The sequence below is a fragment of the Klebsiella sp. CD33 genome (assembly GCF_051992865.1).
Taxonomy (GTDB): Bacteria; Pseudomonadota; Gammaproteobacteria; order Enterobacterales; family Enterobacteriaceae; genus Klebsiella; species Klebsiella pneumoniae.
The window spans coordinates 2,757,622-2,781,776 of record NZ_CP197023.1 but is presented as its reverse complement, the minus strand read 5'-3'; the positions used below and the strand labels follow the sequence as shown (position 1 = coordinate 2,781,776).

General features: G+C 60.4%; 24 protein-coding genes. 12 read left to right on the top strand and 12 right to left on the bottom strand.

The window, feature by feature from the left end:
- Positions 1 to 51 precede the first annotated feature (51 nt).
- Together ACR809_RS13885 and ACR809_RS13880 are read right to left on the bottom strand one after the other, a co-directional pair.
- Positions 52 to 1,326 carry a Glu/Leu/Phe/Val family dehydrogenase gene (locus ACR809_RS13885; protein WP_004151574.1) on the bottom strand — a complete coding sequence of 425 codons (1,275 nt, stop codon included), beginning with the start codon at positions 1,324 to 1,326 and terminating at the stop codon, positions 52 to 54.
- A gap of 212 nt (positions 1,327 to 1,538) precedes the next feature.
- Entirely contained in the window at positions 1,539 to 1,685 is a 147-nt protein-coding gene (locus tag ACR809_RS13880) for a hypothetical protein (protein WP_004224524.1), read from the bottom strand.
- 169 nt (positions 1,686 to 1,854) lie between these two features.
- Here ACR809_RS13880 and ACR809_RS13875 point away from each other — a divergent pair, with 169 nt between their 5' ends.
- Genes ACR809_RS13875 through ACR809_RS13850 form a run of 6 tightly spaced genes read left to right on the top strand, consistent with a single transcriptional unit; the run spans position 1,855 to position 9,366 of the window.
- Positions 1,855 to 3,060, top strand: a complete 1,206-nt coding sequence (locus ACR809_RS13875; RefSeq protein ID WP_004176366.1) for an aspartate aminotransferase family protein — start codon at positions 1,855 to 1,857, stop codon at positions 3,058 to 3,060.
- Positions 3,061 to 3,078: 18 nt separating this feature from the next.
- Entirely contained in the window at positions 3,079 to 4,101 is a 1,023-nt protein-coding gene (gene astA, locus ACR809_RS13870) for an arginine N-succinyltransferase (RefSeq protein WP_004140076.1), read from the top strand.
- Entirely contained in the window at positions 4,092 to 5,558 is a 1,467-nt protein-coding gene (astD, locus tag ACR809_RS13865) for a succinylglutamate-semialdehyde dehydrogenase (protein WP_004210329.1), read from the top strand. The genes astA and astD overlap by 10 nt, the downstream gene beginning before the upstream one ends.
- Before the next feature lie 21 nt (positions 5,559 to 5,579).
- Positions 5,580 to 6,920, top strand: a complete 1,341-nt coding sequence (gene astB, locus ACR809_RS13860; RefSeq protein WP_004148240.1) for an N-succinylarginine dihydrolase — start codon at positions 5,580 to 5,582, stop codon at positions 6,918 to 6,920.
- Positions 6,921 to 6,930: 10 nt separating this feature from the next.
- Positions 6,931 to 7,926 (top strand): succinylglutamate desuccinylase, encoded by a 996-nt coding sequence (gene astE / locus ACR809_RS13855; protein ID WP_004176358.1) that lies wholly within the window; start codon positions 6,931 to 6,933, stop codon positions 7,924 to 7,926.
- Between the two features lie 9 nt (positions 7,927 to 7,935).
- Positions 7,936 to 9,366, top strand: coding sequence for an amino acid permease (locus ACR809_RS13850; protein ID WP_122051350.1), 1,431 nt, complete (start codon positions 7,936 to 7,938; stop codon positions 9,364 to 9,366).
- Positions 9,367 to 9,574: 208 nt separating this feature from the next.
- Here the strand turns inward: ACR809_RS13850 and ACR809_RS13845 are convergent, their stop codons facing one another.
- Positions 9,575 to 10,900 (bottom strand): MFS transporter, encoded by a 1,326-nt coding sequence (locus tag ACR809_RS13845; RefSeq protein ID WP_122051349.1) that lies wholly within the window; start codon positions 10,898 to 10,900, stop codon positions 9,575 to 9,577.
- A gap of 380 nt (positions 10,901 to 11,280) precedes the next feature.
- Between ACR809_RS13845 and ACR809_RS13840 the strand changes: the two genes are divergently transcribed.
- A complete protein-coding gene (locus ACR809_RS13840; RefSeq protein ID WP_004210336.1) occupies positions 11,281 to 12,081 on the top strand; it encodes a YdcF family protein in 801 nt (266 codons plus the stop codon).
- 61 nt (positions 12,082 to 12,142) lie between these two features.
- Here ACR809_RS13840 and ACR809_RS13835 read toward each other — a convergent pair whose 3' ends face one another.
- Positions 12,143 to 12,280, bottom strand: coding sequence for a hypothetical protein (locus ACR809_RS13835; RefSeq protein WP_004140057.1), 138 nt, complete (start codon positions 12,278 to 12,280; stop codon positions 12,143 to 12,145).
- On the opposite strand from ACR809_RS13835, the gene aldA reads away from it, so the two are divergent.
- Positions 12,279 to 13,718 (top strand): aldehyde dehydrogenase, encoded by a 1,440-nt coding sequence (aldA, locus tag ACR809_RS13830; protein WP_004151568.1) that lies wholly within the window; start codon positions 12,279 to 12,281, stop codon positions 13,716 to 13,718. The two genes, ACR809_RS13835 and aldA, sit on opposite strands and share 2 nt — an antisense overlap.
- 48 nt (positions 13,719 to 13,766) lie before the next feature.
- Here aldA and gap read toward each other — a convergent pair whose 3' ends face one another.
- Positions 13,767 to 14,765: a type I glyceraldehyde-3-phosphate dehydrogenase gene (gene gap / locus ACR809_RS13825; protein ID WP_040242139.1), complete on the bottom strand. Its 999-nt coding sequence runs from the start codon at positions 14,763 to 14,765 to the stop codon at positions 13,767 to 13,769.
- Between the two features lie 282 nt (positions 14,766 to 15,047).
- On the opposite strand from gap, the gene ACR809_RS13820 reads away from it, so the two are divergent.
- Positions 15,048 to 15,206 (top strand): YqaE/Pmp3 family membrane protein, encoded by a 159-nt coding sequence (locus ACR809_RS13820; protein ID WP_002903230.1) that lies wholly within the window; start codon positions 15,048 to 15,050, stop codon positions 15,204 to 15,206.
- A 34-nt stretch (positions 15,207 to 15,240) separates the two neighbouring features.
- Here the strand turns inward: ACR809_RS13820 and ACR809_RS13815 are convergent, their stop codons facing one another.
- From ACR809_RS13815 to ACR809_RS13800, 4 genes are all read right to left on the bottom strand, one after another.
- A complete protein-coding gene (locus tag ACR809_RS13815) occupies positions 15,241 to 15,633 on the bottom strand; it encodes a DUF1398 domain-containing protein (RefSeq protein ID WP_002903231.1) in 393 nt (130 codons plus the stop codon).
- Positions 15,634 to 15,883: 250 nt separating this feature from the next.
- Positions 15,884 to 16,117 carry a sulfurtransferase-like selenium metabolism protein YedF gene (gene yedF, locus ACR809_RS13810; protein ID WP_122051348.1) on the bottom strand — a complete coding sequence of 78 codons (234 nt, stop codon included), beginning with the start codon at positions 16,115 to 16,117 and terminating at the stop codon, positions 15,884 to 15,886.
- The gene (gene yedE / locus ACR809_RS13805; protein ID WP_015958353.1) at positions 16,114 to 17,322 is read right to left on the bottom strand and encodes a selenium metabolism membrane protein YedE/FdhT; all 1,209 of its coding nucleotides are present in this window, start codon (positions 17,320 to 17,322) and stop codon (positions 16,114 to 16,116) included. Before yedE ends, yedF begins: the two co-directional genes overlap by 4 nt.
- 103 nt (positions 17,323 to 17,425) lie before the next feature.
- Complete coding sequence (locus tag ACR809_RS13800; protein ID WP_004179665.1) at positions 17,426 to 17,779, bottom strand: DUF1304 domain-containing protein; 354 nt, start codon at positions 17,777 to 17,779, stop codon at positions 17,426 to 17,428.
- A 236-nt stretch (positions 17,780 to 18,015) separates the two neighbouring features.
- On the opposite strand from ACR809_RS13800, the gene ACR809_RS13795 reads away from it, so the two are divergent.
- On the top strand, positions 18,016 to 18,495 hold the full coding sequence (locus ACR809_RS13795; protein WP_004151567.1) for a hypothetical protein: 480 nt from the start codon (positions 18,016 to 18,018) through the stop codon (positions 18,493 to 18,495).
- A gap of 69 nt (positions 18,496 to 18,564) precedes the next feature.
- On the opposite strand, the gene ydfZ is transcribed toward ACR809_RS13795, so the two are convergent.
- Positions 18,565 to 18,768, bottom strand: a complete 204-nt coding sequence (gene ydfZ / locus ACR809_RS13790; RefSeq protein ID WP_004151566.1) for a putative selenium delivery protein YdfZ — start codon at positions 18,766 to 18,768, stop codon at positions 18,565 to 18,567.
- Positions 18,769 to 19,079: 311 nt separating this feature from the next.
- On the opposite strand from ydfZ, the gene ACR809_RS13785 reads away from it, so the two are divergent.
- Positions 19,080 to 20,108: a CorA family divalent cation transporter gene (locus ACR809_RS13785; RefSeq protein ID WP_004179669.1), complete on the top strand. Its 1,029-nt coding sequence runs from the start codon at positions 19,080 to 19,082 to the stop codon at positions 20,106 to 20,108.
- A gap of 13 nt (positions 20,109 to 20,121) precedes the next feature.
- Here the strand turns inward: ACR809_RS13785 and ACR809_RS13780 are convergent, their stop codons facing one another.
- A complete protein-coding gene (locus tag ACR809_RS13780; RefSeq protein WP_122051347.1) occupies positions 20,122 to 21,294 on the bottom strand; it encodes a MalY/PatB family protein in 1,173 nt (390 codons plus the stop codon).
- Positions 21,295 to 21,345: 51 nt separating this feature from the next.
- Entirely contained in the window at positions 21,346 to 22,938 is a 1,593-nt protein-coding gene (gene malX, locus ACR809_RS13775; RefSeq protein WP_122051346.1) for a maltose/glucose-specific PTS transporter subunit IIBC, read from the bottom strand.
- A 172-nt stretch (positions 22,939 to 23,110) separates the two neighbouring features.
- Between malX and ACR809_RS13770 the strand changes: the two genes are divergently transcribed.
- Entirely contained in the window at positions 23,111 to 24,139 is a 1,029-nt protein-coding gene (locus ACR809_RS13770) for a Mal regulon transcriptional regulator MalI (RefSeq protein WP_122051345.1), read from the top strand.
- Positions 24,140 to 24,155: the final 16 nt, after the last annotated feature.

Here is a 24,155-nt window from a genome sequence, read left to right as displayed (position 1 = left end):
AGAAAAAAAGGGGCGGCGCAAGGCCACCCCTGATGCGGTTGCTGATGGGGATCAGCCCGGGTAGATGCCGCGGTCTTTACGCGCCATCAGGATGCGCTCGCAGGCCACGATATAGGCGGCGGTGCGCAGCGTACACTCTTTCTCGGCGGCTTTATCCCAGACGTGCACGATAGCGTCGGTCATAATGCGGTCCATCTTGGCGTTGATCTCCTCTTCGCTCCAGAAGAAGCTGGCCATGTCCTGTACCCACTCAAAGTAGCTGACGGTCACCCCGCCGGCGTTGCAGATAACGTCCGGCACCACGATCACGCCGCGCTCGGCCAGCACGTCGTCCGCTTCCGGATAGGTTGGGCCGTTGGCCCCTTCCAGCACCAGTTTGCAGGTCAGCTTCTCCGCGCGCTCGCGGGTGATTTGCCCTTCCAGCGCCGCCGGGATCAGGATGTCCATCGGGGTGGTCCAGAAGGCGTCTTTATCGATCTCCTGGGCGCCCGGGAAACCGGCAATCTGCTTTTTCTCCGCCTGCCAGGCGGTGAGGGCGGCCATATCGATTCCGCCTTCGTTATACAGGGTCGCGGTATGATCCTGAATAACCACGATACGAGCGCCGACGCCGGCGAACAGGCGGGCCGCTTCGCTACCGACGTTACCAAAGCCCTGCAGCGCCACTTTGGCGCCTTCAATTTCGATACCGGCGCGACGGGCAACTTCCCGGCCGGTGACAAACACGCCGCGTCCGGTGGCTTTTTCACGACCGAGGGAGCCGCCGAGGTGGATCGGTTTGCCGGTGACCACGCCGGTGATGGTGGTGCCATGGTTCATGGAGTAAGTGTCCATCATCCATGCCATCACTTTGCCATTGGTGCCGACGTCCGGCGCCGGAATATCTTTCTGCGGCCCGATAATAATGCCGATTTCGCTGGTGTAGCGGCGGGTCAGACGCTCCAGTTCACCTTCCGACAAGGAGAAGGGGTCGACGCGGATGCCGCCTTTGGCCCCGCCGTAAGGAATATTGACCGCGGCGCACTTAATGGTCATCCAGGCAGAAAGTGCCATGACTTCGTTAAGATCGACATCCGGATGGTAGCGAACACCACCTTTACCCGGTCCGCGCGACAGATTGTGCTGAACGCGATAGCCCTCGAAGTGGCGGATGGTGCCGTCGTCCATTTGCACAGGAATGTCGACGATCAGCGCGCGCTTCGGATGGCGCAGGGTTTCCACCCAGTAGGCAAGATCGCCGAGATAAGGCGCGACGCGGTCGATCTGGCGCAGGTAGGTGGTCCATGGAGATGTACTACTTTCAGATGCGTAAGATAACTTTTCCATAAGAGTCCTGTTTCTCAGTGTTATTTATGTCGTGTAAAACCGTGGAATAGCTACAGCAGTAAACTCTGTGCAATGAATGGTATCACCAATTTTATAAAGCGGTATTTGACGGCAATTCCGATTTTTAAATTTTTGTTAGATTTTTTATTTTTTAAGTGAATAACTACGCACGTCAACCACCCGCAATCTGTGCATTTTAATTCACTTTTTATTCACTTAAGTGCATAAGAAAATATTTTTTCTATGTTTTTCATTATCTTGATGATCTTCAAAAAGTGAATAAATTGCTTTTGCCCGTATTGACAATCTTGTTGTTCACAGGCCAGCATTAGCCCACACAACAACATGGCATTAACCATGAATTAACAATTACCCGTAAAAAGAATAGGGCTTTATTTTTCTGTGGTGAATATTTTTACCATCGCAGCGGGCGCGCTCGTGCCCAAAATAAGCCGAGGGGCAGGGTTAATGTCGATTGTCCAACGCGACGGGAGCGTTTTCCGTCGTCTTACGTTCCGGAGATAAATTATGTCAGGCAGTATGACTCGCGAAGATTTTGACGCTTACCTGGTTCCCTGTTTTGCCCCCGCGCCGTTTATTCCGGTCAGAGCGGCGGGCTCCCGCGTCTGGGACCAGCAGGGGAAAGAGTATATCGATATGGCGGGCGGCATCGCAGTGAACGCCCTGGGCCATGCTCACCCGGCGCTGGCTCAGGCCCTGCAGGATCAACTGGCGAAACTGTGGCATATCGGCAATGGCTATACCAACGAGCCGGTGCTGCAGCTGGCAAAAACCCTCGTGCAGTCGACCTTTGCCGACAAGGTGTTTTTCTGCAACTCCGGCGCCGAAGCCAACGAGGCGGCCCTTAAGCTGGCGCGGAAATATGCCCACGATAAGTTTGGCGGTGAAAAAAGCGAAATCATCGCCTTCAACCACGCCTTCCACGGCCGCACGCTGTTCACCGTCTCCGTTGGCGGCCAGCCGAAATATTCCAGCGATTATGCTCCGCTGCCGCAGGGCATTACCCATCTGCCCTATAACGATATCGAGGCGGTCACCGCGGCGATCTCCTCGCGCACCTGCGCGGTGATCGTCGAGCCGATTATCGGCGAAGGCGGGGTGATCCCGGCGGACCCGGCGTTCCTGCAGGCGCTGCGTACCCTCTGCGATCGCCATCATGCCACCCTGATATTCGATGAGGTGCAGACCGGCGCCGGGCGTACCGGCCATCTCTACGCCTACCAGCATTACAACGTCGTCCCGGACATTCTCACCAGCGCCAAAGGGCTGGGGGGCGGCTTCCCGATCGGCGCGATGCTGGCGAAAGAGGCCTGGGCGCAGGTCTTCCAGCCAGGCACCCATGGCACCACCTTCGGCGGCAACCCGCTGGCGGCAACCGTCGCTAACGCCGTGCTGGCCCATCTCGATGCGCCGCTGCTGGCGGGCGTTGGCGAGCGCCATGCGCTGATCGTTGACCAGTTGAATGCGATCTCTGCCCGTTACGATGCGTTCAGCGCCGTGCGCGGCACCGGTCTGCTGATCGGCGCTGAGCTGGCGGGGCCGCTGCGCGGCAAGGCCAAAACGTTGACCAACCTGGCGGCGGAAGAGGGGCTGATCGCCCTGATTGCCGGCCCGGACGTGCTGCGCTTCGCGCCGGCGCTCAATATCCCGCTGGCGGATATTGCGGAAGCCTTCGTGCGCCTTGATCGCGCCGTTGCCCGCTTAACCCGCTAACCGGGAGGACGGCCTGTGATGCTATTTCGTCCCGTACGGGAAAACGATCTCGACGACATCGTCCGCCTCGCCGCGCGGGCGGGGGTCGGCATGACCTCTTTACCGCATGACGTCGGGCGCCTGGCGGCCCGGATCCGGCGCAGTATCGAGACCTTCGCCGGCGAACTGCCGCGCAGCCAGCAGGGTTTCCTGTTTGTGCTGGAGGACACCGCGCTGGCGCGGGTGGTGGGGGTGAGCGCCATTGAGGTCGCGGTGGGCCTGGATGAGCCATTTTACAATTTTCGCATTCAGAAAACGGTGCGCGCCTCGAAAGCGCTGGGAGTCTATAAGCCCCAGGAGCTGCTTAATCTCAGCTATGACCACACCGGGCACAGCGAACTGTGTACGCTGTTTCTCGACCCGGCGTATCAGCGCAACCGCAATGGTCTGCTGCTCTCCAAGGCGCGCTTTTTATTTATCGCCGCCTTTCGCGAGTGGTTCTCCCCGCATCTGTTTGCCGAACTGCGCGGCTGCAGCGATGAGCAGGGACAGTCGCCGTTCTGGGATGCGCTGGGCCATCATTTCTTTGACATCCCGTTCGCCGATGCCGACCGGCTGACCGGCACCGGCATGAAAACCTTTATTGCCGAACTGATGCCGGCGTACCCGATCTATATCTCACTGCTGCCGGAAGCGGCCCGCGGGGTCATCGGTCAGGTGCATCCCAATACCGCCCCGGCGCGGGCGATCCTCGAGAAAGAGGGTTTCAGCTGGCGCGGCTCGGTGGATATTTTCGATGCCGGTCCGGTGCTGGAGGCGGACACCGATCAGATCCGCGCCGTGCGCGACAGCCAGCGCCTGCCTGTCCGGCAGCTGATGGGCGACCTGCCGGCGCCGACCCTCGTCGCCAACGGTCAATTCGACAACTTTCGGGCGCTGCTGGTGGCCCACGAAGAGCAGGTCTCGCTTGACAGCGCCGCGCTGGACGCGCTGCAGGTCAGTGAAACCGACCGCGTTTATACGGTAACCCTGAATCCAGAGGACAACAGATCATGGCGGTAAAAGCACAGTTTATAGCCGGGCAGTGGCTGCCAGGCAGCGGCGCAACGATGAGCAAACTGGCCCCGGAGGATCAGTCGCTGCTGTGGCAGGCGGCCAGCGCGGGGGCTGACGACGTCCAGGCGGCCTGCGCCGCGGCGCGCGCGGCGTTTTATCCCTGGTCGCACCGGCCGCTGGCCGAGCGTATTGACGTCGTACAGCGTTTTGCCGCGCTGCTGGAGACGCATAAAGAGGCGCTGGCGACCCTGATTTCCCGCGAGACCAGCAAGCCGCTGTGGGAGACCCGCACCGAAGTGCAGGCGATGATCGGCAAGGCCGCGATCTCCATCGAAGCCTATCACCAGCGGACGGGCTTTCATGAGTCGACGCTGCCGGACGGTAAAGCGCTGCTGCGCCACAAACCGCACGGCGTGATGGCGGTCTTTGGCCCCTACAACTTCCCGGGCCACCTGCCCAACGGACATATCATTCCGGCGCTGATCGCCGGGAACACCATTGTGTTTAAACCCAGCGAGCTGACGCCGGCTACCGCTGAAATGACCGTCCAGCTGTGGCAGCAGGCGGGCATCCCCGACGGGGCGATCAACCTGCTGCAGGGCGGAAAAGCCACCGGCCAGGCGCTGCTGGAAAATCGTGATATCGACGGCGTGCTGTTCACCGGCAGCGCGGCGGCCGGTTTCCACTTCCATCGCTACTTCGGCGGCCAGCCGGAGAAGATGCTGGCCCTCGAGATGGGCGGCAACAACGCACTGATCGTCGCCGACGTGGCCGATATCGATGCGGCGCTGCATGTGATTATCCAGTCGGCGTTTATCTCTGCCGGGCAGCGCTGCACCTGCGCGCGCCGGCTGATCGTGCCGCGCGGCGAGCAGGGGGATGCGCTGCTGCAGCGGCTGGTAGAGGCCAGCGCGCAGATCCGCGCCGGCAAGTGGGATGATCAGCCGGCGCCGTTTATGGGCGGGGTGATCTCTCTCGACGCTGCGCAGAACATGCTGGCGGCGCAGCAAAAACTGGAGGGGCTCGGCGGCAAGGTGCTGCTGCGCATGCGCCAGCCTGACCCGCGCTCCACGGTGCTGACCCCGGGGATCGTCGACGTCACCGGTATTGAGGTGCCGGATGAAGAGTACTTTGGCCCGCTGCTGACGATTATCCGTTACGACGGCTTCCCGGAGGCGATTCGCCTCGCCAATCAGACCCGCTATGGCCTGGCCGTCGGGCTGATCTCCAGCGATGCGGCGCAGTTTGATCAGCTGGCGGACGAGGCGCGAGCCGGGATCGTCAACTGGAACAAGCCGCTGACCGGCGCATCGAGTAAAGCGCCGTTTGGCGGGGTGGGCGCCTCCGGCAACCATCGCGCGGCAGCGTGGTATGCCGCCGACTACTGTGCCTGGCCGATGGCCTCTCTGGTCAGCGATACGCTGACGCTTCCGGCGACGGTATCGCCGGGCCTGCCATTCTGATAACGGATCCTGTGAGGACATATGTCTGGTTTTGAAGCAAACTTTGATGGCCTGGTCGGCCCGACGCACCACTACGCCGGACTCTCCGTCGGCAATGAAGCCTCGCAAAATAACCGCGATGGTCTCTCTAACCCTAAAAAGGCGGCGCTGCAGGGGCTGTATAAAATGAAAGCCCTGGCCGATCGCGGCTTCGTGCAGGGCATTCTGCCGCCGCAGCCGCGGCCGAATCTGCGTCTGCTGCGTGAAGTGGGTTTCCAGGGCAGCGATGAGCAGGTTATCCGGCAGGCGGCCCACGCGGCGCCGCAGCTGCTCTCCGCCTTCAGCTCCGCCTCGTCGATGTGGACCGCCAACGCGGCGACCGTCTCACCGTCGGCGGACAGCGCCGATGGCAAAGTCCATTTCACCGTCGCCAACCTGAACAATAAGCTGCACCGTATGCAGGAGGCGCCCACCACCTCGGCGATCCTTGGCGCCACGTTCGCCGATCCGCGCTACTTTGCCCACCATGCGGCGCTGCCGCAGCATGGCGACCTCGGCGATGAAGGGGCGGCCAACCATAACCGCTTCTGCCGGGAATATGACCGGCAGGGGGTGCAGTTTTTCGTCTATGGTCGACGCGCCAGCGGCGGTATCGCCCCGGTGAAGTATCCGGCGCGGCAGACCCTCGAGGCCAGCGAAGCGGTGGCCCGCCTGCATCAGCTGGATCCGCGCTACACGGTGTTTGCCCAGCAGGCGCCGCAGGCTATCGATCGCGGCGTGTTTCATAACGACGTCATCGCGGTCAGCAATCGCCATGTGCTGTTCCACCATCAGCAGGCGTTTGTCGATCAGGCGACAGTGCTGGCCACGCTGCGGGCTAAAAGCGACAGTCTGGATATCCCGTTCACCAGCGTGGAAGTGCCGGACGAGCGGGTTTCGCTCGACGACGCCGTAGCCTCTTACCTGTTCAACAGCCAGCTGCTGAGCAAACCAGACGGCAAGATGCTGATCGTGGTGCCGGAGGAGTGCCGCCAGCGGGAAAACGTCTGGCGCTATCTCAGCGATCTCGCCGCCGATAGCGCATCGCCGATCGATGAAGTGGCGGTCTTTGACCTGCGGGAAAGCATGCGCAACGGCGGCGGCCCGGCCTGTCTGCGGCTGCGGGTGGTGCTCAACGAGGCGGAGCGCCAGGCGGTCAACGCCCATAGCCTGATGAACGACGAACGTTATCAGCAGCTGACGGCATGGGTGGAAAAACACTATCGCGACCGGCTGCATGCCCGCGATCTGGCGGACCCGCAGCTGCTGCGCGAGGTTTATCAGGCGCTGGATGAGCTGACGCAGATCCTGCGCCTGGGCGCGGTCTATGATTTTCAGCGTTAAGGAGCGGCAGATGGAGCACCTGGTTAACGATTTACTGCACTGCCGCCTGCAGGCGTGGACCTTTCCGGCGGGCATCGAGGCCCGCTGGCTGGGCGAGGGCATTTTACAGCTGCTGCCGACGGCGCCGTGGCGCCAGGCGACGATCCTCTCCGCCGGCGTGCATGGCAATGAGACCGCGCCGATTGAACTGCTGCTGCAGCTAACCCACGATCTGAGCCAGGGGCGGCAGCCGCTCACGCAGGCGCTGCTGATCGTCTTTGGTAATCTGCCGGCGATCCGCGCCGCGCGCCGCTATCTGCATAACGACCTGAATCGCCTGTTCGGCGGCCGCCATCTGGCGGTCACCCCGGGAAATGAGTCGCGGCGGGCTTTTGCGCTGGAGCAGGCGGTGCAGGCTTTTTATCGCGCCGCCGATGCGGCGGGGCCGGTCAACCGTGGTCATCTCGATATGCACACCGCCATTCGCGGATCGCTGTATCGCCAGTTTGCGCTGCTCCCGGCCCACGCCGGGGATTTTTCGCCCGATTTCTATCAGCTGCTGCAGGCCAGCGGGATGGACGCCGTCGTGCGCCATACCGAAGCGGGCGGCACCTTCACCCATTTCACCTGCGAAAAGTTCGCCGCGCAAAGCGCCACCCTGGAGCTGGGGAAAGTGATGCCGTTCGGCGCCAACGATCTCAGCCTGTTCGCCGCCGCCGACGCGGCGATCCGGGCCTGGATCGCTGACGCGCCGCTGCCGCCGCGCGACAAAGCGCCGGTGGACTACTTCCTGGTCGAGGAGAGCATCATCAAGCGCGAGGGGGAATTTACGCTTAATCTCGCGGCAGACGTTGAAAACTTCACCGCGCTCCCGGCAGGGTATGAGATCGCCCGCCAGGCAGAGAAACGTTGGGTGGTGCAGGCCCGGGCCCCCTATATCCTCTTTCCCAACGCCGGGGTCGCCACCGGCCAGCGCGCCGGGCTGTTGCTCCGCGCCGCTGCCCTTCGTCTCCCGCAACCAGCCTGAGGAAACACCATGACTGAACATCAACATCAGGCGTCACCTGCCGCCGGAGGTGAAGGCGCGTCACAGCTTAAGCGCGGGCTCAGCGCCCGCCATATCCAGATGATTGCCCTCGGGGGCGCCATCGGCACCGGACTGTTTATGGGGGCGGGGCGCAACATCGCCGTCGCCGGCACCTCGATCCTGGTTATCTATGTGCTGGTCGGGTTCTTTACCTATATGGTGATGCGGGCGATGGGCGAGCTGCTGCTCACCCGCCATGACTACCGCTCGTTTGCCGACTTTGTCGGCGAGTATCTCGGGCCGCAGGCCAGCTTTTACCTCGGCTGGACCTACTGGCTAAGCTGGGTGGTGACCTGTATCGCCGACGTAGTGGTCTGCGGGAGCTATATGCAGTACTGGTTCCCGGAACTGTCGGCGTGGATGCCGGCCCTCAGCATGCTGGCGATTCTGTTCCTGCTTAACCTGCTGTCGGTGAAAATGTTCGGTGAGGCGGAGTTCTGGTTCGCCCTGATCAAGGTGATCACCATTATCGCCCTGATCGGCACCGGCGGCTGGATGATTGCCACCGGCTGGACCTCCCCGGACGGCGTGACGGCCTCCCTCAGCCATCTCACCGACCCGACGGCCTTTATGCCCCACGGCATCACCGGCTTTTTCGCCGGCTTCCAGATAGCGATCTTCTCCTTTACCGGCATTGAGCTGCTGGGCACCATGACGGCGGAGACCCGCGATCCGCAGCGCATTTTGCCCAAGGCGATCAATGCTCTGCCGCTGCGGATTATCATCTTCTATCTGCTGTCGATGGTGGTGATCATCGCTGTCGCCTCGTGGCCGGGGGTGTCGGCGGAGACCAGCCCCTTCGTGACGCTGTTCGCCAAGGCCGGGCTGCCTGCCGCCGCGGCGGTGATTAACTTTGTGGCGCTGACCTCGGCGATGTCCTCGGCCAACAGCGGGGTCTTCTCCAGCACCCGCATGCTGTACGGCCTGTCGGTGGAGAAGCATGCGCACTGGCAGTTTCGTATCCTGTCGCGCAGTACCCGCATTCCGGTGCGCAGCCTGCTGTTCTCCTGCTTCTGCATGCTGATCGGCACGCTGTTGCTGTTTCTGGTGCCGAACGTGATGACCCTGTTCACCATCGTCTCGACCCTGGCGGCGATTATGGTGGTGTTCAGCTGGGGGATGATCCTCGTGGCCTATCTGGTTTACCGCCGTCAGCGTCCGGACCTGCACGCCGGGTCGATCTTTAAGATGCCCGCCGGGGTAGTGATGAGCTGGGTGAGCCTGCTGTTCTTCGCGTTCGCTATCTTCATCATGATCTTTGACCCGGACACGCTGCTGGCGCTGTTGGCTTCTCCGCTGTGGTTTATCGCGCTGTGGGGCTTCTGGAAGCTGAAGCAGCGGCGCGAGGGGCAGCTTCAGCTGGGCAACCAGAGCGCCTGACACCCGCCGGCCCTGGCGGCCGGCTAAGCAGGGGGGAAGACTTGACGCCTGTTTCGGCCCGGTGGCGGCTGGCGCCTTACCGGGCCTACATGCTTACCGGACCTGGAATAAGCGGTTTCCCCCGCGGCGCGATCTCCCCGTAGGCCCGCGCAAGCGCAGCGCCGCCGGGCGGGATAGTCGGCGCCGTAGTAGCCCTGGCGGGCGGCGGTCAGGCGCTTTCCGCCCGGGAGGGGGCCGTGCTCAGCGCGGACTTCATCCGGCTGGCGCAGAATATCGCCAGGAGCGAAATCGCCACCGTAACGCCCAGATAAACGGCCACCGGCCGCCAGTCCCCGTCATATTTTGCCAGCAGACCGGTGGCGATAAGCGGCGCGGTGCCCCCGGCCAGCGCGGCGCCCAACTGGTAGCCGAGGGTGATCCCGGTATAGCGCACATTGGCGCTGAAAATCTCAGAGCACAGGGTGCCGAGCACCGCGGTTACCGGCGCCCACAGGATGCCGAAGGCAACGATCGTCGCCAGCATGATGCCCCAGCCGGTGCCGGTGTCGAGCAGCAGGAACCACGGGACGATAAACAGCCCCAGCAGCACCACGCTCAGGGTGTACATCTTTTGCCGACCCACCTTGTCTGACAGCAGCCCCATCAGCGGGATCATCACGGTGGCCACCAGCGCGCCCAGGGTCACGGATTCCAGCGCCTGCGACTTCTGATAGCTCAGGGTGGTGGTGGCGTAGCTGACTACAAAGGTGGAGAAGATATAGAAGGGGGCGGTCTCCACCACTTTCAGGCCGGCGGCGATCAGCACTTCCCGCCAGTGGTGCTTGAGCGTATCGCGCAGCGGGGCCTTCGCCACCTGGCCGGATTTTTTCACCTGCTTAAAGGCGGGCGTTTCGTCGATATCTTTGCGGATCCACAGGCCGAGAAAAACGAGGACGGAGCTGAGCAGGAACGGTATGCGCCAGCCCCAGGCGAGAAACTGCGCCTCATCGAACAGCGTCATCAGCGAGACGATAAATGTCGCCATCAACATGCCGATGGTCACCCCGGCCTGGGGAATGCTGCCGAAAAAGCCTTTCCGCTTTTCCGGCGCGTATTCATAGGCCAGCAGCAGCGCGCCGCCCCATTCGCCGCCGATACCCATGCCCTGAATAATGCGCAGGATAATCAGCAGGGCCGGCGCCCAGAGGCCCACCATCTCGTAGGTGGGCAGCAGTCCGATCGCCACCGTGGCGCTCCCCATCAGCGACAGGGTCAGCACCAGCGTCTTCTTGCGGCCGATGCGATCGCCGATATGGGCGAAAATCACGCCGCCGATGGGGCGGATAAAAAACGTCAGCGAGAAGGAGAGCCAGGAGAGGATCAGGCCGATAACCGGGTCGACCATCGGAAAGAAGATTTTGTTGAACACCAGCGCGGCGGCGGTGCCATAGAGAAAATAATCGAACCATTCGATGGCGCTGCCTGTCAGGCTCGCGATCAGTACCTTCTTGTTTTTCTGCAGAATGGATGCAGTGTTGTCTTGTGGATTGCTCATTACGAAACGTTCTCCCGCCACGGTAGATAGGTCAGGTGTCACTCTGTACGAGCAGGGTGCAACCTGATGTGAAAAGGTTGTGTAATTGTTAAGCAACTTAGGGTTGAAGGTTACAATTGGCAAGTTTATCGCTGGCAAACTGGGCGTTATGGCGCGCTTTGAACTGGTATAACCGCGACGCTATTTTTTATTTTCCACCTGATTTTGCTGTTTTTTGTTATTTTCATAGTGAGTTGTTCAGGTGCAACCCGCCTGTTTTTAGATGTTTCTTGTTATTTCAAAATGGTTACAAATCGACGCCGCTATGCCTTCCGGCAGGCGGCGTTTATGATAGCGAAAGCATCTTCTCCGCTCGGCTGAGAGAGGATTAAGGAGACAGAATGGCAGAACAATTTCCTCCGCTGTCGGCAGCGACGCTGGCGGCGGCTAACCAGGTCGGCGCCTGGCTGGCGCAGGACGATCTGGCGACGCTGCCCGCGCTGCCGCAGGTGGACGTGGTAGTGCTGGCCGGCAACGCCGTGATCCCAACCATCGACGCCGCCTGCCGTCTGGCGGCGGCGCAGGCGGTCCCGCTGCTGATCAGCGGCGGCGTGGGACATTCTACGGGCTATCTCTACGAGGCGGTGCGCCAGGATCCCCGTTACCGTACGTTGCCGGTGGATGGCCGCCCGGAAGCGCATGTTCTGGCCGACATTGCTCATGACTACTGGCACATCCCCCATTCGCGGCTGGTGGTGGAGGACCAGTCAACCAACTGCGGTGAGAACGCCCGTTTTACCCGGACCACGCTGGAGAGCCGGGGGCTTGCCCATCGTCGCGGGATCGTCATTCAGGACCCGACTATGCAGCGGCGAACCATGGCTACCTTCGCCCGCGTCTGGCAGGGGGCGACGACGCCGCCGCAGTGGTTGAGCTTTCCCGGCTGCTCGCCGGTGCTGGAGCAGACCGATGGCCAACTGGGGTTCGCGGGCGGCGGAGCGGGGCTCTGGCCGGTCACCCGCTACCTGGCGCTGCTGCTGGGCGAGCTGCCGCGCCTGCAGGATACCCCTGAAGGGTACGGTCCGCGGGGAAAAGACTTCATCAGCCATGTCACCTTCCCGCCGGAGATCCTCGACGCCTGGCGACAGCTGCGGGAGGACGCCCAGCTTGCCGGGGCGCTGCAGGCCCGCACCCTCGGCTGAAAAATGCCCGTTTACGGCAGATTCGTCGCAAACGGGCAATTTGTGTTATTAAAATGTAACCTCAAGCGGGCATTTTTGGCCCGTTTTTATGAATCAGCTCACAGAACTGCGTCAATGTGCTGCCGAACAGCGGCTTATCCGCCCGATATTTAACAAAAAAATCACCTGTTAAATACAAATGCACCACAGGAGCAGCCATGACAGCACCCGTTCAACACCCGATGTATATTGATGGCCAGTTCGTTTCCGGTCGCGGCGACGGCTGGATCGACGTGCTTAACCCGGCGACCGAAGCGCTGCTGTCGCGGATCCCGGACGGGACTGCCGAAGAGGCACGGCTGGCGATTGACGCCGCCGAGCGCGCCCAGCCCGGCTGGGAAGCGCTGCCGGCCATTGAGCGTGCGGGCTGGCTGCGCAAAATTGCCGCCGGTATCCGTCAGCGTGCCGACGAGATCGCCGGGCTGATTGTCGCTGAAGGCGGCAAGATCCAGCAGCTGGCGGCGGTGGAGGTTGCGTTCACCGCGGACTATCTCGACTATATGGCAGAATGGGCGCGCCGTTACGAAGGTGAGATCGTCCAGAGCGATCGCCCGGGGGAGAATATCCTTGTCTTTAAACGCGCGCTGGGGGTGACCACCGGGATCCTGCCGTGGAACTTCCCGTTCTTTCTTATCGCCCGCAAGCTGGCGCCGGCCCTGATCACTGGAAATACCATCGTCATTAAGCCCAGCGAATTTACGCCCAATAATGCCATCGCCTTTGCCGAGATTGTCCATCAGGTTGGGTTGCCGAAAGGGGTCTTTAACCTTGTGCTCGGCCGTGGGGAAACCGTCGGCCAGGAGCTGGCCGGCAATCCGAAGGTGGCGATGGTCAGCATGACCGGCAGCGTGGCGGCGGGAGAAAAAATTATGGCCGCTGCGGCGAAAAATATCACCAAAGTGTGCCTCGAGCTCGGCGGCAAAGCGCCTGCCATTGTAATGGACGATGCGGATCTGGAGCTGGCGGTGAAAGCGGTAGTGGACTCGCGGGTGATTAACACCGGGCAGGTGTGTAACTGCGTCGAGCGGGTCTATGTTCAGCAGGGAATATACGACCGCTTCGTCAACCGCCTCGGTGAGGCGATGAAGGCCGTCCAGTTTGGCGACCCGGCGACGCGGGATGACATCGCGATGGGGCCGCTGATCAACGCGGCGGCGCGGGACCAGGTGGCGGGCAAAGTGGCGAAGGCAGTGGCGCAGGGGGCGCGGGTGGCGCTGGGCGGTCAGCCGCTGGAGGGCAAAGGCTATTTTTATCCGCCGACCCTGCTGCTGGATGTACGTCAGGAGATGGACATTATCCATGAGGAAACCTTCGGTCCGGTGCTGCCGGTGGTGGCCTTTTCGACCCTCGATGAGGCGCTGGCGATGGCCAATGACAGCGATTATGGCCTGACCTCCTCAATCTATACCCGCGATCTGAACGTGGCGATGAAAGCGATTAAGGGACTGAAGTTTGGCGAAACCTATATCAACCGTGAGAACTTTGAGGCGATGCAGGGGTTCCACGCCGGCTGGCGTAAGTCGGGGATCGGCGGCGCAGATGGCCGCCACGGCCTGAATGAGTACCTGCAGACCCAGGTGGTCTATCTGCAGGCCTGAGGCACTCCACACAGAACCGGCGGACAGCGCAGGCTGTCCGCCGTTCACTTAGCGGGCAAATTTCTCCAGCACGCGGATCAGTTGGGTGACAAAGCCGTATTCGTTATCGTACCAGGCGACGGTTTTCACCAGCTGTACGTCGCCGGCCTCCACAATCTCCAACTGGGTAGCATCGTAGATCGAACCGAAATGGCTGCCGATGATATCGGAAGAGACGATCTCCTCTTCGGTGTAACCAAAGGATTCATTGCCCTCAGCCGCCTGCCTCATCGCCTGATTGACCTCATCCGCAGTCACCTTTTTCTCCAGCACCGATACCAGCTCCGTCACTGAGCCTGTTTTGGTCGGTACGCGCTGGGCATGGCCTTTCAGCTTACCGCTCAGGGCAGGGATCACCAGTCCAATGGCTTTTGCCGCGCCGGTAGTGTGCGGGATAACGTTTTCCGCCGCCGCCCTGGAGGCGCGCAGATCTTTTCCGCGCGGCCCGTCCACCAGCGACTGGGTGCCGGTATAGGCGTGGATGGTGGTCATGGTGCCTACGGTGATGCCGAAGGCATCCTGCAGAACTTTGGCCATCGGCGCCAGGCAGTTGGTGGTGCAGGAGGCCACGGAGATGATGGTGTCATCCGGGGTCAGGGTGTCATCGTTGACGTTGTAGACGATGGTTTTCATCTCGCCGGCGGGGGCGGAAATCAGCACTTTGCGCGCGCCTGCCTGGAGATGGGCTTGCGATTTCTCGGCCGAGGTGTAGAACCCGGTACACTCCACAATCACCTCGGCGCCTGCCGCCTGCCATGGAATATGCTGCGCCTCTTTTTCGGCATACACCGTAATGGTTTTGCCGTTGACGATCAGCGCATCTTCGGTAAAGTCGACGCTCCACGGGAAGGGGCCGTAGTTTGAATCATGCTTCAACAGGTAGGCCAGCACCTTTGGCGAAGTGAGGTCGTTGATAGCCACCACTTCCAGGCTGCTGTCGACTTCTAATAAACGACGTAACACCAGACGTCCGATACGACCAAATCCATTAATCCCAAGTTTACTCATGGATATTCTCCGGTTGGTAAAACGACTCGATGTGATGAAACTCCTCCAGGCTTAGCCCTGTCCCCCTGATTGGTCAACTGACAATCTGTGCGCTTTGCCAGGGCCTGCGGGCCGGAGAGGGGAAAAGTGAATGTTTTCCCGGTCTTTTTTGCCCGTGACGGCAGGGAATGATTTTTGTTACCAGAGATGAGGGGGCTGCCTGCTGGCGAAACGACGAAAAGCGTCTATGCTTAACTATTGAATAGCTTAGTAAAAAATTGACGTTAGACGAAGGGAGAGGTTATGGGATTCTGGAGAATCGTTTTCACTATCATTCTGCCGCCGCTGGGTGTGCTGCTGGGAAAAGGCTTCGGCTGGGCGTTTATTCTCAATATCATTTTGACCCTGCTGGGCTATATTCCTGGCCTGATCCACGCCTTTTGGGTGCAGACCCGCGATTAAAGGCTGACCCTCGCCGCCTCCCCCTGAGACCGGTTCAGGGGGGCATCAGGCACTCTTTATATAACAGCGTATTATCCTTCGACCAGTAGTGCCGGGTCTCCTCTTCCAGATCGACGATCCATTTAAACACCCCGGCGCTGGCGAGATCCCGGCAGTACTGTTCAAAGTTAATGGCCCGGGCAAAGTGGCGGATAACGGCGGCCCTGGTCAGACAATGGCTGGCCTCAGCGCGAACGCGCAGCAGCCCGCGGGCGCTTTTTACCGAGACCACCTCGTCGTTTGCCATTACGAAATTCATATTGCCGGTGGAAACAAAATAGATGTAGTAGGAGACCTTATGCCGACGCAGTTCATTGGCGAAGGTGGCATAGTCGGCGTCAGAACGCGCTTGCTCAAAAAAATGACCCAGCCTGACCAGCAGTTCCATTTCGATCCTTATCGTGTCGCTGTGTGCGGCTTTGGCCGATAGCGGCAGAAACCATTCACTAAATAACTTATTCGCATTTTAATAATATAGGCGCGTTATATTAATGGTTATTGCGTAACTGGAACACGGTTTCAAGTGTTACAATCTATTGCAATCGTTTGGCTACCTGGTCAGCGATGCGTAAGCGAACGGCGAGGCGGGAACGAGAAGACAAGCGCCGGCGGGGAAGGCCGCCGGCGGGAAAACGGCGCTACTTCTGGATCAAATAGCGAATGGTTGGGCCATCCTGTTGAATATCCAGCATCGTGTAGCCGTGGTTCTTTGCATCAAGCGGAATGTTATTGATTGACTGCGGACAGTCGCTGACCACTTCGAGGATCTCGCCTTTTTGCAGGGAAGGCATTGCCTCCAGGGTAGCGACCGCCGGATACGGGCAGGGTTCGCCGACCATATCCAGGCGATAATCAGGGATGATGTTTTTCATGCGCTCTCCTTCACGGTCCGGACCGCCGCCTGGCGGCGGAAAAAATGTCTCTCCCAGGCGATCACCAGCAGCAGGGCGATCAGCAGCAGTAGATAGGTGGCCAGTAGTCCGCCAAAGGGACCGAAGGCGTTCAGCAGGTTGACTTTCTGCCAGTGGGTGGCGAGCGGGGCGGCGATATCGTCCCAGCACCAGGCGAGCAGCGTTGAGCCGATGACGTTGCCCAGCCCAACCCACCAGTAGTGAACCTGGCCCTCCACCGCCCGGTACATCCAGCCGGTCTCACAGCCGCCGGCCAGCACGATGCCAAAGCCAAATAGTAGCCCGCCAATCGCCGCATTAGGACCGGCCCACATAATTTTCGGCGCCATCCCCAATTGCACATAGCTGAAGATACCGATGGCGCTCGCCGCCATGCCGAAGATAATCGCCTTCGCCATCACCGTCCGGCCGGTGATCCACATATCGCGAAAGGCGGAGGTAAAGCAGATCTGCGCGCGCTCAATAAGCAGGCCAAAGGCAATGCCAAACAGCATCGCCAGGCCGAGCGCCGGGTGGTCTGCGGCGGTGAGCAGGCCCCAGCCGATCATGGCGAAAAAGACCACCATCCCCAGGCGGAAACGGCGGCGCGCCTGCTGCGGTTTTTGGGTTAACGGCGAGGCGGTGGACACCTTTTGTATTTTTACCGGGATGCGAAAAAGGGGCAGTAGCGTGAAGCGGGCGCCAAACCAGGAGCCGATGGCGGTGGCGATGGCAAACAGCCAGGCGTGCAGGGAGAACTGCGGAATGCCGGTGAAGAAGGCCGCCAGGTTGCAGCCCATCGCCAGCCGTGCGCCGAACCCGGCGATGATGCCGCCCGCCACGGCCTGCGCAATGCGGATCCGGCTGCGTGGCAGGCGCAGTTTGACGTTATTCGCCCACAGCGCGGCGGCCAGGCAGCCGCCGAACATGCCGATGATCATCCTGCCATCGATGCGGGTCAGCGGCGACCCTTCGAGATGTATCAGCTGGTAATAGCCCCACTGTTCGCTGTGGACGCCCAGCAGCTGCAGCAGCTGACCACCCCAGCGGGTGAATTCGCCGGTCACCGCCCAGAAGGTGCCGGTGATGCCAAAATAGTAGGTAGAGAGAATGCCCGCGGCAATGACCGCCGGGACAGGAGACCAGAACCGGATAAGCCAGGCCTGTTTGAAGGATTGCCATGTCATAAAAATGCCTCTGAACTCAGAAGGTATTAACGGTCGATGACCGACCAAAGGGGGCAAATAGTACCCGCCTTAGCGCCTGCTTTCTCTGTTTTGGATCAAGGCCCTACGCTTGCGTCAGCACGGCAACCAGCGCCAGCAGCGCGGGCAGCGCCTGAATATAGAGAATTTTGCGGCTGGCGGTCAGCGCGCCGAAAATCCCGGCGGCCAGCACGCAGGCCAGGAAAAAGATAACCACCTGCACCCCCGGCGCCCCCAGCCACAGCCCCCATGCCAGGCCGGCGGCCAGAAAGCCGTTATACAAGCCCTGGTTGGCTGCCAGCACCCGGGTCTGCCGGGCGAAATCGGCGCTGAGGTTAAAGGCCCGGCGCCCGGCGGAGCCTTCCCAGAGAAACATCTCCAGCACCAGGATGGCGAGATGAATAATAGCGACCAGCGCAACGAGGAGAGTGGCTAACACAGCGGTCCTTAACGATTACGGGAATGTTTCTCCAGTATAACCGCAGGCGCTCACCAGGCGAGAGGGCGACTGCTATAGTGCAGATAGCGTCATATTTTCCCGCCGCGAAGAGCGTCGGTTTATCTGATTGCCCTTTGGTTTAGCTAAGCGGTGCTAGCATGCCGGGTTCTTTTTACGGGTATGGCATAGGTTACTGAATGGTAAATAAATTATGGATTTTGTTATCAGCGCTACTAATGGTTGCCATGCCGTCGGCGCAGGCCGGGGAATTAAGCCTCTATTCGATGAATACCGGCTCCTATGTCTATCATATGACGGGTAACCACGGACAATATAACGAACATTTCAATAACAACTTTTTCTCGGTGGAGCGCAAGTTTTCTCAGGATTCAAAATACAGCGTGCTGGTCGGAACGATGAAAAACAGCTTTGACGATCGCTGCCTGACTCTCGGCGTGCGCCGCGACTGGCTGAAAAACGATACCGGCTGGGTACTGAAAGGGGTGTATGCCTATACCGGGGAATTTTTCTTTGATGCCTTCAGCCACTGTGGGGATTCCGGCACCTACCGCACCGCCAAAAAAATCACCGGCATCGGTTTTTCGCCCTACCTCTATCATGGCCTGCAATATAATTTCACCGATTATTTCGGTGTGGAAGGCGGGATTATTGTGCCGGCGATCTTTGTGATGAGTGTTCAGTGGAGCTTTCGCTAGACGCTTTATTTCCCGGGAAAAGAGCAGGCCACCACAGGTGGCCTGATACTAACGACCTGGCGGCAGGAATTAATGGAAGCCGAGACGGATCAGATCCAACGGGCAGAAGCGGCCCTCGCAGCCGTCGATTTCAACGCAGTCCGCCCGGCGCAACTGCTCAGCGGTTTTCCCCTCGCCATGGATAGCTTTAATCACGCCCGTCGTCCCGTTACCGGCGATCATTACCATGCTGCCGGTAGCAATAGCGTTACGATTACGGTCATAGGTTTTCATGGTCTCCTCCTCAATAAACCTGGGTGAAAGCAATGATTAAGCGCGCAAATTAATACCGCTTTCTGCCTAAAAAAGTTTTGAGGATAATCAAATTTATTTTAATAACCACCTGAGCATAAAGGCAAGAAGACCTTCTGTTCGCCTCCATCGCATCGCCTGCGCGGCGAGGGGATGAAGCGTGATACTGGCCGTCATATGTCAGCCAGGTTACTGTTTTATGACCAGATTATTAACCTTGCCAGCCCGCGGAAAATAGCGAAAGATGGCACTATTCGGGCATCAACGGTGCCAGTGCCTGTCCTGAGGGAGCCATGAGTCAAGACGTCACCGCGAAGATGTTAAAGCCCGATTTTGATAGTGAAGTTTCCGGCCTGGTGCATGGCTATTTGTTTCATGAACAGCGCCCCCCGCAGCCGATCGCCTCTGGCGAGGTCTGCGCCCGCTATCAGGCGCTCGCCGATGACAAGGCGTTTATCTGGTTACACCTGAATCTTAATCATGCCACCGCCGAGAAATGGTTAACCAGCCACTTTCCGGTGGCCGATTTTTTCTTCGAGGAGATCCGCAGCGGCTCGCACACCACCCGCATTGAGCGACAGGGGGAAAATCTGTTCGCTGTGCTTAACGATGTGCTGTTTCGTCCGCAGGATACCAGCGCGGAAACCGCCACGCTGTGGCTCTACTGTAGCCCCAGGCTGGTGGTGACGGCGCGTTTCAAACCGTTGCGGTTTATCGAATGGATGCTGCCGCGCTTGCAGACGCTCAGGGTGAACACGTCTACTGAGCTGCTGGCCTTTCTGCTGGAGGAGCAGGAGGAGGTGCTGGAGCAGGTCGTCCGCCAGGCCAGCCGCCATGTTGACCTTATTGAAGAGCGTCTTCTGAGCAATCACGTGCAGCGCAACCGGGCCGATCTGGCGCGGCTACGGCGGATGCTTTTACGCTTCCAGCGGCTGCTGGCGCCGGAGCCGGCGGCGATGTTCCGGCTGCTTAACCGGCCGCCGGCGTGGATGGATCGCGCGGTGGTGCAGGCGTTTCGTCAGTTCACCGAAGAGTTTAGCGTGGTGCTTAACGATCTGTCGGGCCTGATCGAGCGCATCAGTCTGCTGCAGGAGGAGATTGGCGCCCGCCAGCTGGAGCAGAGCAATCGCACCCTCTATACCCTGACGGTGATCACCGTCCTCGCGCTGCCGATTAACATCGTCGCCGGTTTCTTCGGCATGAACGTCGGTGGGATCCCGCTGGCAAGCAACCACCACGGGTTTATCCTGCTGGTGGTGATTGTCGCTGTCTTTACCCTCGGCGCCGGTTACCTGGCGTTTCGCCGGCGCGATGACCTGTAGATTGCGCGTCGAATCAGCTGAGGCTGCGCAGGGCGGCAATCAGTCCTTCGACACCGCGTTCCAGCTTCTCGCGCGGGCAGCCGACGTTGAGTCGCAGAAAGCCGTTGCCCTCAGGACCATAGGTATAACCCGGCATAATCGCCACCTTCTGTTCGGCGATCAGCGCCTGCTGTAGCGCGCGATCGTCAACGTTGAGCGGGCGCAGGTCGATCCATGCCAGGTAGGTGGCCTCCGGCGGCTGCCAGCCGAGCGCGGGGAAGGTGTTGTTGAGCGTGTCGGCGACATAGCGCATATTCGCCTGCAGGTAGTCGCGCAGGGCATCGAGCCAGGGAGCCCCGTCGCGGTAGGCGGCGATATGGGCGACCAGCGCCGGCACGGAAGGGGAAGAGAGCCCGTCGCGACCCTTTAGCGCCTGCAGGTAGCTGTCGCGCTCGTTCTCTTCGGGGATAAAGCCGTAGGCCCCGGTAAAGGCCGGAATATTGAAGCTCTTCGAACCGGAGGTGAACAGCGCCCATGGTCCCTGAGCGACCTCGCTCCACGGGATATGGCGGTGTTCGCTCCAGGTCATGTCCATATGAATTTCGTCGCTAATCACCCTGACGCCATGTTTTTGACACAGGGCCGCCATGGTCTCCAGCTCCTCGCGACGCCAGACTTTCCCCGTTGGGTTGTGCGGGCTGCACAGCAGCAGCAGGGTATTCTTTGGCTCCGCCAGCGCCGCCTCCAGGCGCTCCATATCGCAGCGCCACCGATTATCCTTCAGGATCAATGGCACCGGGGCAATCCGCCGCCGGTTAGCGGTGATGGTGTTATAGAACGCATCGTAGGCAGGGGTGTGGACCACGATGCCGTCGCCTTCTTTCGACCACTGGCGGATGGTTTCCGCCACCATATAGATAACCGACGGTCCGTAGACCACAGATTGCGGATCGATGTCGCTGTTAAAGCGGCTGGCGTACCAGTGGGCAATCGCCCCGAGAAACGCCTCGTTGCGCCAGCGGCTGTAGCCGAACACCCCGTGGGCCAGCCGCTGGCTGACGGCGTCGAGAATACAGGGCGCGGTGGCGAAATCCATATCGGAAATAGTGAACGGCAGCAGATCGGCGGCGCCAAACCGGTCGGCGACATAGTCCCATTGCGTGCACCAGGTGCCGTGGCGATCGATAGGGGTGGCAAAATCAAACATTGGAGCTTCCTTAGCGAGCGCCCCCTCCGTAGCGGAGGGGGACTAGTGGGATCAGGCCTGCACGGTATTCATCAGCGTGGCCATCTCATCTTTTACCGACTGTACCTGCGGGCCAATAACCACCTGCAGATTATGCTGGTTGAGCTGTACCACCCCGATGGCGCGATGGGCTTTCAGCGCGGCGGCGTCCACTTTGCTCATATCGTGCACCGACAGGCGCAGACGGGTAATGCAGTTATCCAGCGAAACAATGTTCTCTGCGCCGCCGAGCGCCGCCAGAATCGCCGGTACGTTATACCCGGATTTGCCGATGGTACCGGCGACGGCTTTCTCCACGCTGGCGGCAGTGTCGATGTCGCGGCCCGGCGTTTTCAGATTGAAGCGAGTGATGGCGAAGCGGAAGATGGCATAGTAGACCGCGAACCAGATAGCCGCCACCACCGGCACCAGATACCACTTGGTGGCCAGGCCATGCAGAATGCCAAACACCACGAAGTCGATGATATTGCCGTCGGTGTTGCCGATGGTTACCCCGAGCACCGCCATGATGGTAAAGCCGAGACCGGTCAGCAGCGCGTGGATGACATACAGGACCGGCGCGACAAACAAGAACAAGAACTCCAGCGGCTCGGTGGTGCCGCCGACCACGCAGGCGATGACCCCGGAGATCAGCAGGCCTTTAATTTTATGTCGGTTTTCCGGACGGGCGCAGTGGTACATCGCCAGCGCGGCTCCCGGCAGGCCGCCGAGGAATGCCGGCATTTTACCCTGCGACAGGAAACGGGTGGCGCTTTCGGCGAAGCCGTGGGTCGTCGGACAGCTCAGCTGCGCCTGGAAGATGGTCAGCGCGCCGCTGACGCTGTGGCCGCAGACGTCGAGGGTGCCGCCGGCTTCGGTAAAGCGGATCAGCGCCACCAGAATATGGTGCAGGCCAAACGGCAGCAGCAGTCGCTCGCCGGTGCCGAAGATCATCGGCCCAAAATCCCCGGCGCTGTTGATCATCTTCCCGAGGGCGTTGATCCCCATGGCGAAGACTGGCCACACCAGCGGGATCGCCAGCCCGACCAGCCCCAGCACCACGGTGGTGACGATCGGCACGAAGCGGGTGCCGCCGAAGAAGGCCAGGGCGTCCGGCAGGCGAATGTTATGGAAGCGTTCATGCAGCAGCCAGACGATAATCCCGGCGATCACCGCCCCGAGGATCCCGGTATCGATTGACGGAATGCCGATAATGTTCTGGATATTGTTGGCCTTCAGGATCGCGGCGTCGGTGGTGGGCAGAATACCCTTCGCGGTCAGCCAGAAGTTGACCGCCAGGTTCATGACCGCGTAGCCAACGAAGCCGGCGAAGGCGGCGACGCCTTTGTTCTCTCGCGCCAGACCCAGCGGGATGGCGATACAAAACATGACCGGCAGGAAGCTGAAGGCAAAGGAGCCGACCTTGCTCATCCAGATAAAGATGGCCTGCAGCAGCGGCATATCCAGCCACGGCAGCAGATTCAAAACATCGTGACTGCTTAGCGAGCTGCCGATCCCCAACATGATCCCGCAAAACGAGAGCAACGCTACGGGCAGCATGAAGGTTTTTCCCAGCTGCTGGAAAAATTCCCATAAGGTGATTTTTGGTGCTGTTTTCGCCGTCATAGCACGGTTCCTGATTCATAAGTGGTCGGGAGAACTAACGCCACGGCAAGATAAAACGTTTTATCACTTTTTAGTGCGATAAAAATCACATATTCAAGCGATAATAAGGTTTATAAAGATCGCACAATGATAAAACGATTTATCGACAGGCAAGGGAGTCAGCCAGCAGGTTATGGCTATCGCAAAAAAGATCACCATCAATGATGTGGCGCTGGCTGCCGGCGTCTCCGTGAGTACCGTTTCACTGGTACTGAGCGGCAAAGGGCGCATCTCCAGCGCCACCGGCGAGCGGGTTAATCAGGCTATCGAACAGCTGGGATTTGTGCGCAATCGTCAGGCGGCCTCGCTGCGCGGTGGGCAGAGCGGCGTGATTGGCCTTATCGTCAGCGACCTGTCAAAACCGTTTTATGCTGAATTAACCGCCGGCCTCACCGATGCCCTGGATAGGCAGGGGAAAATGGTATTTCTCACCCAGGGAGGCCGCAGCGGCGAAAAGATGGCCCAGCGGTTTGATACGCTGGCGGCGCAGGGGGTGGACGGGGTGATTATCGCCGGGGCGATCGACCGCGTGAGCGAGCTGCGCGAGCGTGCGGCGGAGGCGGGGGTGCCGCTGGTGTTTGCTTCCCGCGCCAGCTATCTTGACGATGTCGACCTGATCCGCCCGGACAACATGCAGGCGGCGCAGCTGGTGACGGAGCATCTTATCCGCCGCGGCCATCAGCGGATCGCCTGGCTCGGCGGGCAGAGTGCTTCGCTGACGCGCGCCGAGCGGGTCGGCGGCTATTGCGCCACCTTGCTGAAATACGGCCTGCCGTTTCACAGCGAATGGGTGCTGGAGTGCGAGTCCAGTCAGAAGCAGGCGGCGGAGGCGATGACCGGCCTGCTGCGCCAGAATCCGACCATCACCGCGGTGCTGTGCTACAACAACGTGGTAGCCACCGGCGCGTGGTTCGGTCTGTTACGGGCTGGAAGACAGAGCGGGGAAGATGGCGTCGAGAGCTACTTTGAGCAGCGGGTGGCGCTGGCGGCGTTTGCCGACGTGCCGGAGGCCGCCCTCGACGACCTGCCTCTCACCTGGGTGACCACCCCGGCGCGGGAGATGGGGAAAAGCCTGGCGGATTCGATGCTGCGGCGGCTGGAAGAGGGGACTGGCGAGACGCGAAACCAGATTATGCCCCCGCGGCTGGTGACGCGAAAATGAGGGAGACGGCGCGCGC